Genomic DNA, 9,393 nt, shown 5'->3' with positions numbered 1-9,393 from the left:
CCGACTTAAAATGACGAGTGGCTAGAGAGAGATAAGAAGATGAGAACAAAGAACTTTCCTACCCGTCGCCTAACGCCGCATTAAGGTGCGAACAACGCTAAACACCTACCCTAAACCACTACGCCTTAAATACTAAAGCCAAGTTTAAACTAAAATCGCCAAGCGTTGTGAGTCACTCTTAAATGCCTTGTTATATGCCTGAGACTTGCCTAGATTCAAGAAATAACTCGTATTCATGATGCGTATATACAAATAAAGCTAATACAAACACCCAAAACAAAAACCTTTTACCATGCTGTAGCATTTGTCTCCGATAAAGTTCAGCAGCATCAGATGACTTACATGGTATAAAGATCAAAAAAGGAGCCATCGCTATAGCCGCTACACTATATCCGTTCAATGCAGAAGACATTTTGTAAAACAAACTATGCATTGAAACAAGGTTAGAGATAATCATTCCCAAACAACCTAACAATAGTGCTACTTGGAAAAAACCTTATATTTCCAATTATTTCCCCTACATTCAAATCGGGCATATAACGCCGCATTAAGGTGCGAACAACGCTAAAACACCTAACCTAAACCACTGCACCTTAAACACTAAAGCCAAGTTTAAACTGAAATCGTCAAGCGTTGAGAGTCACTCTTAAATGCTTTGTTAGGCGCTTCACGCAAATAGTTAAAATTGGATTTAGAAAACCACCTTTTGGGAAAAAGAAATACACGTAACCCACTGAATTTGATTAAAACCCAAATACTAAAGCGGCTAAGTTTCTGAAACCCACTGCAACCAAAACGCCAAAGAAAGCGGCAATTCAGCACATAGAAAGGGAATTAGAAAGACTAACTTTCAGAGCAAAGTTCCAGCCAATAAACGTATTTCGAATACAGATAAAATTGAAGCGATTTAAGCTAAAGAAACTAACAACAAACCGACTAGAAAACCGAATGAGGCAACCCGTAAACATTGCGATGTTTTACGGGTTGAGTAATTCAAAAACTTGGGAAGATAAAGCTAGATTGCCGATAAACTGGGACAAATAGCCAAAGAGAAATTAGAGATTTGAACCAAGAAATTTCTTACTACGCCTAACACCCAATTAAGGTGTGAAGCACGCGACCACGACACTTAAATAGACCACCGTAAACACTAAATTCACCCCAAACCAAAAATGCCAAGCGTGCTGAATCACTCTTAAATTGTTTGTTAGCCCTTTACAACCAAGGAAACCATGGGCTTATATCCCTTAAGCGATGTCCTTTATAGTGTTTAGAGTTAGCGATTGCATGATAAGACCTAGTTAAACTCACTATTGCTGGAATAATGAGCAAACAAAATAGCCACTGAATTGGATCTGCAGAGCCTAGTACAATTGCCAATAAGTTAGCAGAGCACAATATCAAAAGGACCCAATTACATCTAATCATTACTCTCTTGTATCTGCAATATCCTTCCCAATCATAAATAACCCAGTCATTTGAGAACTCTCCACATTGAAAACACTTTTGGCTAAGAGGAATCGACTCAGGCTCTGCATTGCAGTTAGGGCAACGTCCTTTCATGACTACATGTACCTTTTCGTGAGGGCTAACGCCCAATTAAGTTGTGAGCAACTCTGCCACTTTACTAAAACACTGCACCGTAAACACCAGACAAATTGAAACCGAAAGCGCCGAGCGTTGCGAATCAGCTTGAATTGCTTGTTATGTGCGAATTTTTATCCCGTGACTCGACAAGTAAGACCCAATCTTAAGCCACCTTTGCTCGCTAGCTTCTGAAAACTGCTCCCTCCAATCAGGACAGCTTTCATGATAACTACTATTTGCAGATGCAAGAAAAGAATCAATTGATTCTGGGTTGAAATTTACCCCAAGTATTACAAAGTGCTGCTTATAATTTTCAATTATTTTTAACGATGCTTCATCGCTAGCAAGCTTTAAAGAATTAATTAGTATTGGATACCAATTCATATGGTGAGTAAAAAAATGGTCCCAACCTTCCATGTCGGCTATTGATTCTAAATAAGCGACAACAAAAATAAGCCACTCTTCTTCTGTGAGCAACTCAGTATTTGTAAGCCCTTTATCTAATATCTCATCTACGTTTTGCATTAACACTCCATTTGCACATAACGCCGCATTAAGGTGCGAACAGCGCTAAACATCTAACCGAAACCATTACACCCTAAACACTAAAAACGAGTTTAAACTGAGATCGCCAAGCGTTGTGAGTCACTCTTAAATGCTTTGTTAGGTGAATATTCAACCGAGTTCACTATACATTTTTCGTATTATTGGATAGGCTGTAAGCTTGTATTCAGTGATGCTGCTACTAAGATCTTCTATGTTACTCTCAGGTCGAAATAACATCGGATAAATCCTTTCCGCGTCCTTGCAAATACAAGATGTCAAACTCACCAACTCGTCATTACCTAATAGATTTGCAGTTGATCGAGCTCTATATGCTGCACTGCACACCTCAGAAAGGTACTGCTTTGATTTGATAACGTCTCGCTCCGAAGTTTTAGCCACAATGCATTGGTTCATTGAAGATTCAATGCTTTCCAATAGTTCCGTTAATTGGAACACTAGCTTTTTTCTATCTTCCAAATTTGCTTTAGAAATTTCTTGTTGGTGACTAACTTTAGAGCTTCTCAACGCAACAAACCCTGTTATTGCAGCACCTAAGCCAATTTTTACAGCTGTATCTAAAACATCAATTATTGTCGTCATTATTGTTTTTGCACTCCTTTCACCTAACGCCGCATTAAGGTGCGAACAGCGCTAAAACACCTAACCCGGCTACTGCACCTTAAACACTGAAACCAAGTTTAAACCGAAATCGCCAAGCGTTGTGAGTCACTCTTAAATGCCTTGTTATGTGGCTGGTTCTACTTATGCAACGATGCAATGCGCTAAAGGTAACAAGCTAGAAAGGAAAAACCTACTACCTAACCCAGTGTTTTCTAGTTTAGTGACAACCGTTTGCTTTGGAGAACCATTTTCAATCAAGCTACTTGCGGCCACGCCAGCAACATTACTAGGGTCACTATAACCAACCTTGTGACCTGAGAAAGATAATATTGTCCCCAAGCCCATGAGAATTAACATTGAATAGAATGAGTAGTCACTTAAAAACTGGATATCCAGATAACCAGTTAGCAACTCAAACAGATAGACTGCACAAAAAGAAAGCAAATTTGATATAGCTAAAAATGAGAGAAACTTTGTCATTTCTTGTACCTTTTCCGCTTTGCCACATAACGCCGCATTAAGGTGTGAGCAACGCTACCACGAAACTTAACCTTACCACCGTAAACACAAAACCCAACGATGAAATGAAAAATGCCATGCGTTGGGAATCACTCTTAAATGCTTTGTTAGCTCACTTACGGCAAGCATAGAATTCTAATTTCAACACCTTGCTCCTTACAAGATGAAATAAGAGATGAAATGAACCATAAAATTTGAACCACTTCATTTTTTCTCTGTAACGGCGTGCCATTTTTAAGAGCAAACAGCCCATTTCTTAAATTATTTTTAGAAATAAAATTAACGACCAAGTATACAGTCTTTCTTAAATTTGGGTTTTGTAATTGCTTTTCGTAATACTCAATACCATCTTTTAACTGTTCTCCATTAGGAATTCTTCTAACACGTTTAATTGATGTTTGAACACTTTGATTATCAGTGTTTTTTATCTTGAAATTTTTCTTCCACTTATCTTTCTTAGCATGAAGTCTATTAAAATGTGGCACTAAGTTTCCTAGGTTTTTCTGAGCTTGCCCAACCACATCTTGAAACTTTGAAGCCGATAGCCCATTATCGCCGTGTTTTGAGTGGTAAAACTTAATTACGCCATCTGAAACTGTTATGTGATCAGCCCATTCATTACCTAAATCATCAAGATACATATATGGTGAATCTGTATCAATAACAGTTTCTACTTTGTTAAAAATTGAATCAGCAGAAAAATCGGTACTTGTCGTACTGAATGAACCTTTCTCACTACCTACAGTATTTAGTTGAGGACACGGCTCAAAAATACTCATAAACGAGTCAATATATGAAAGTAAGTTACTATTTTCGAAAAGCTTTCTAGAATGATAAGCAATGTGAGGGTCATCAAAAGTAACCACAAAAGAGTTGTTTTTATTAATGTACTCTTCGAACGTAGTAACTTCTCCTGAAGAAAAATAAACCATAATTTTTTTAAATTCAGTAGAGTTTATTTTTATACTGCTTTTCAATACTTTCAATCTAATATCAATCTGCTTGAAAAGAAAAGCATTTTCTGATGAACACAATACTTTATCGCCATTATGCAAAATAACTTCTAATGCACTATCATATTTTAATATATACTTTGATATATCTAACCACTTCTCACCATGATCAGTTACATACGTAACTTTTAATATTTCACCTTGTTCGATCTTATCAATAACATCACTCAATTTAAATAAAACACCTTTAGGTGTTAAAGAAGCAATTTTTGTTTGAAATGGCACAGGAACGGCAAAGCTATCAACAAAACTAGTCGAAGATTTAAATAATGAAATGTCATCACATACGCTACCGATCCAATTTAAAAAATCAACTACATCTACTTTGCCATTATGCCTATTTATTCTTGATGTCCCTAAAGATAAACTATATACGTGTCCATTTGACGTTACCCGCATATTTCTAATTGCGTAATTATTGGCACCGAATGTTGAAAAAGAATCTTTTAACTCCAAAGCTTCTACCGACTTGCTGCGCATAGCTAGCTGAGAAACATCTAAATTATCAAGATGCAGTTTATGAAACTTAGATTGATCACCCGCATATAATTTTGAAAGAGTCGAGTAATCAATATCCTCTAAATAGCTTTCAAGGCTGGTATTTTTCTGAACATTCTTTTTGCTGATAACAATATAGTCAAGGTACTCTAAGATAAGGATATGACAAAACTTTATCTCATACTCATTATCATTAAACTCTTTTAGTATTGATGGTTTGAATTTTTGCTTAAAAACACAAAGAGAGTACTTGGCTGAATTGTTATTTATAGTTATATCATCTCTTTCTATTTTAAATGTATGACTTCTTGTCATTCTTCCTTTTGAAAGTTCAATAAATATATTTTTTATTGCTGTGTCAGAAATAGATTTACTGCTATTTTTCTTGTAAAAATATGCACCTTCTGCTATTTCAATTTCATTAATCATTACGTAGCTAACCTCGATACTACTTTGAGTTACGAATATATTTTACACCAACACAGCTTGCCATTATTTTATAAATTTCATTTTTGAGAGCTAAATTTAAAATAAATTCGTTTCAGGAATTGAGCTCTTTGTGAGCTAACGCCCTGTTAAGGTGTGAGCAACGCAATTACCGAAGTCCCCGCATACCACCTTAAACACTAAAATAAACGCATAGTAAAAATGCCACGCGTTGCGAATCACTCTTAAACAGTTTGTTAGCTTACTAACCATCAGCATCAGCTAAACTTGCCGACACAGGTTTTTAAGCCAATGGCATACCCACAAGTTTTAAATGGAAATAAAACACCAGTCACTGTCAGTATGCATAAATACGAATATATTATTTTGCGAGAGATTTGCTCTTATACTTTTGAGGAATACAACTATGGCTCTTAAACCAGGTCCAAAACCAATCGCAAAATCAACAGGGAAGCCTGACCAGCGCAGACGTGACAACAAAAAGACTCCTGGTAACACTCCGGGGCTAAAACCTAGCAAGTCATCGAATAAATAACTTGTGTTACCAAAGTGAGCTACTACCTCGGTAGCTTACTTATTTAAAGAAATTTTGTCATTGCTCCAGTAAGCTAACGCCCTGTTAAGGTGTGAGCAATGCAATACTGATGCCGCCGCATACTACCTTAATCACTTAAACCAACGCATGGTGAAAATGCCACGCGTTGCGAATCACTCTTAAACAGATTGTTATGTTACTTTTTCTTAGGAACATGTTTTAAGCTATGTTGATTTTTTTCTACCACATAGATTGACTCAACAATATTCTCGACTATGTCCATAGCAGCTATCACTTCTTTTTGTTTTGGGTTGTATGACCGATGTATTGCAGCATGGCCAGCTTCCAACACTTGATCTAGTGCAGTACGTTGAACTTTAGAGATATACCCCTGACTTTGGAATTCATCCATGTTTTTGACAAACCGCCCCTTATCACCAACTTTTTGGATCATTACATGCTCGATTAATGCTCGGATTCCCATAACCGTAAGTCGGTTACATCCATTTTGCAATGACACATATATTTCACTAATCAGTTCCATTAGTTCACGATTCACGGGACCGGTGTCGGCATTGAAAGGAAATACTAACTTTGAAACCCAACTAGGCTTTTGACGTAAAGTGTAAGGAGGATATATAGAAATATCAGGAATTATCCCATTATCATCGTATTCGCAGTATTCTGAATATTCAGCGCGTTCCATTTTTACATCTTGACATCCGCAACATTCAAATAGGCTATATCGGCGCTCACAATAGAAATGTTCCTCACTTAAATCCTGCTTATAACAATGTATCAACTTATGAAAAGTATAGTTCTGACAAACGTTACATTTTAATTTTCGCTTTTCTATTGCCACAATTTTCTCCTAGTAACATAACGCCCAATTAAGTTGTGAGCAACGCTACCACCACACTCAAACACTTCACCGTAAACACCAAACCAGTTGAAACCAAAAGTACCGAGCGTTGCGAATCAGCTTGAATTGTTTGTTAGGCAAATTCTCGTTTACTCACTTACTTGGTTTGAAAACAGAATACCTTAAACGCGATAAGCAACCAATCACCCACTGACTTTTTGTGATTCACGAACTACAGAAGCCACTATGTTACAGCCTCACTTTTTACGCTCTCGAAATACCGCCTTTCAGCAAAAAGGTGGCCTTTGAACCTGACAAACTCAAAGCTGCGAAATGAAAGCAATAACGAAAGCTTCGACAAACTTGCCCTTTCCACACTTTAAGCCAGTGAAGCTCAACACCAACCAACTCTGAAACCCAATGAGGCAACTCACGAAATTTGGCATGTTTTACGGTTGAAGAGATTCAAGGATTTGTGCCGACAACGCTGAATTGCCGACTCAGAAAAACAGATAGCCAGAGGGAGCAAGAAGATTAGATCAAAGAACTTTCCTGCCCTTTGTCTAACGCCAAATTAAGGTGTGAACAACGCTTACACCTTAGCTAAACCATTGTGCCATAAACACTAAACTGGCTTGAAGTGAAAGCGCCGAGCGTTGTGAATCACTCTTAAATTTATTGTTATGTGTATGCCCAAAACAACAAAGGTGATAACGCAAAAAATACGTACCCGAACAGAAAAAAGTAAAAGCACAGCAAGAAAATTATTTCTGAAAGCGTTTTTCCGACTTTTGCGGCCGATTCTCCTGCATCTGATGCAGCTATTCTTACAGCGACAGGGCCGGTTAGGATGATTTTCTTTCTTGAAAAAAACTTAGCCGAAAAGATTCCCAAGACAAATATCAAGTAGATACTAAATGCTGGAGCAACCAATAGCTCGTTCAAAGAAGCTATAGCAGATGCAATAAATGCAAATAAGATCATTGAAGCGAATGATATAGCCCAGATACCTAATATTGAGAATTTGTCAAAGTAAGCAAACTTCTCAGCTAACAACTTGGGAAGGTAGTACATACTAATCCTCTTTTACACATAACGCCCAATTAAGGGGTGAACAACGCCACCACCCAACCTAACGCATTGTACCGTAGACACTAAATTTGAAGTAGAAGCAAAAGTGCCAAGCGTTGAGAATCCCTCTTAAATTGCTTGTTATGTTTATTCGATTGAGTTAAAGATTTCTACCAACTCTACCGCGCGATTATAGCCACATTTGCAATAACGCTGAACGCCAGCCACATACCCTGACGATAGATCGACATTGCTTTCTTTGATGAGATTTAGGTTATTCTCACCGCGTTCCTTACTGCGTTTGATGAGATTGGACTTAATTAGCTCAGCTTCCTTTTTTGATAACCCTGACACCAATTGTCGTCGAACTTTCGATTGACCTTCAAACTGCAAATATTTTTCTACCAGCGGACGTTGACGCTTTTGAGATTTAGCCCACGCTAAACTTTTCGATGCGCTCTCAGGCCATTGCTTCTTTGCTGCGTAATAAACAGAGCCATCTGCGAATTTTTCAAGAAACACAGAATGCTCACGAGATACCGATTGTTGGCCTAAGTTCATAATAATACTCCAAATTTGTTTAAGAAAAATAACCAGACAGTGAGATTCTTACCCTCCGGCATCTCTCTATAACAAAAAAGTTGCGATTTGATTAACTGGGATAAACATAACGCCGCGTTAAGTGGTGAGCAACACATACCACCTTACTTAAACCATTGTGCCGTAAACACTTAAGCTGAATCAAACCGAAAATGCCACGCGTTGCGAATCCGTCTTGAACGCTTTGTTATGTTCGTGAGCTTGAATATTTGAAATGAACCTTGAGCACCCCGTTTAAAGCAAGAGAAGATAGACTTACTGCTCCTTTTTCTGGGACTTCAAGGTCATTGCCTTTCAAACGAGCGGCTTCTTCATTGTTAGCTAAGAGTATCCATTGATGATCGAAACCAGCCACTTTCGCCAGGTAAGAGCGAGCATCAATAGCGTCAACTAAAGTTTGAATAGTTGAGGTCTCTGGCAATTCTAATTTTAAGAAGTGAGGAGCATCGCAGTCATCTCCCATACATACACTATCTCTTGTTAGTTTGACTCTCAGCATAAAAACTCCAATAGAACATAACGCCCAATTAAGGGGTGAACAACGCCTCCACTCAAACCTTAAGCATTGTGCCATAAACACTAAATTTGAAGTAGAAGCAAAAATGCCGAGCGTTGTGAATCCCTCTTAAATTGCTTGTTATGTAGCGATGCTCGCAAGGACACAAACCAAGAATGCAGGCACTCCAGCTATAAGCAGTTTGATACAAAAGGCTGTATTTTCTGAGAACCGCTCATCATCGATTTCGTCAGCAACACTACTGTCAACCATTGAGCCTGTAACCCGATCAACTTTGTCGTCAGACTGCCCCATACCACCCAGAGGCGGATACATGAAAAATAAGGCGGTCGTTCCCCATAAAAGTAGAACGATGAAAAATGCGTAGTCCGAAACAAACTTAAGTCCAAAGTAGCCTGTAGACATCTCAAGAGCAACAACTATTACGGCTGCTATTACATTCGCAACCACCACAAATCGAACTAAACCAAGCATTTATACTCCATTCTTACCTAGCTACATAACGCCCAATTAAGGTGTGAACCACGCTACCACACAACTCAAATTGAACACCGTAAACACTAAACTAACCCAAAAC

8 protein-coding genes are annotated in these 9,393 nt (G+C 38.0%); all 8 read right to left on the bottom strand.

The genetic code is table 11. The features are described from left to right. Positions 1–1,704 precede the first annotated feature (1,704 nt). Positions 1,705–2,112 (bottom strand): hypothetical protein, encoded by a 408-nt coding sequence (locus tag ACQEXS_RS21865; RefSeq protein WP_367989455.1) that lies wholly within the window; start codon positions 2,110–2,112, stop codon positions 1,705–1,707. Between the two features lie 150 nt (positions 2,113–2,262). Next, positions 2,263–2,733 carry a hypothetical protein gene (locus ACQEXS_RS21860; RefSeq protein WP_427015190.1) on the bottom strand — a complete coding sequence of 157 codons (471 nt, stop codon included), beginning with the start codon at positions 2,731–2,733 and terminating at the stop codon, positions 2,263–2,265. Positions 2,734–2,895: 162 nt separating this feature from the next. After that, positions 2,896–3,234 carry a hypothetical protein gene (locus ACQEXS_RS21855; RefSeq protein ID WP_427015189.1) on the bottom strand — a complete coding sequence of 113 codons (339 nt, stop codon included), beginning with the start codon at positions 3,232–3,234 and terminating at the stop codon, positions 2,896–2,898. A 155-nt stretch (positions 3,235–3,389) separates the two neighbouring features. Beyond that, positions 3,390–5,213 carry a hypothetical protein gene (locus ACQEXS_RS21850; protein ID WP_427015188.1) on the bottom strand — a complete coding sequence of 608 codons (1,824 nt, stop codon included), beginning with the start codon at positions 5,211–5,213 and terminating at the stop codon, positions 3,390–3,392. A 749-nt stretch (positions 5,214–5,962) separates the two neighbouring features. Beyond that, positions 5,963–6,628: a DUF4145 domain-containing protein gene (locus ACQEXS_RS21845; RefSeq protein ID WP_427015187.1), complete on the bottom strand. Its 666-nt coding sequence runs from the start codon at positions 6,626–6,628 to the stop codon at positions 5,963–5,965. A gap of 1,218 nt (positions 6,629–7,846) precedes the next feature. Next, positions 7,847–8,260, bottom strand: coding sequence for a hypothetical protein (locus ACQEXS_RS21840; RefSeq protein WP_427015186.1), 414 nt, complete (start codon positions 8,258–8,260; stop codon positions 7,847–7,849). 226 nt (positions 8,261–8,486) lie between these two features. Next, positions 8,487–8,798: a hypothetical protein gene (locus tag ACQEXS_RS21835; RefSeq protein WP_276423016.1), complete on the bottom strand. Its 312-nt coding sequence runs from the start codon at positions 8,796–8,798 to the stop codon at positions 8,487–8,489. A 138-nt stretch (positions 8,799–8,936) separates the two neighbouring features. Continuing rightward, entirely contained in the window at positions 8,937–9,290 is a 354-nt protein-coding gene (locus ACQEXS_RS21830) for a hypothetical protein (RefSeq protein ID WP_427015185.1), read from the bottom strand. Between the last annotated feature and the right edge of the window lie 103 nt (positions 9,291–9,393).

The organism is Vibrio sp. TRT 17S01 (assembly GCF_050113695.1).
Lineage (GTDB): Bacteria > Pseudomonadota > Gammaproteobacteria > Enterobacterales > Vibrionaceae > Vibrio.
This window is presented reverse-complemented; position numbering and strand designations above follow the sequence as displayed.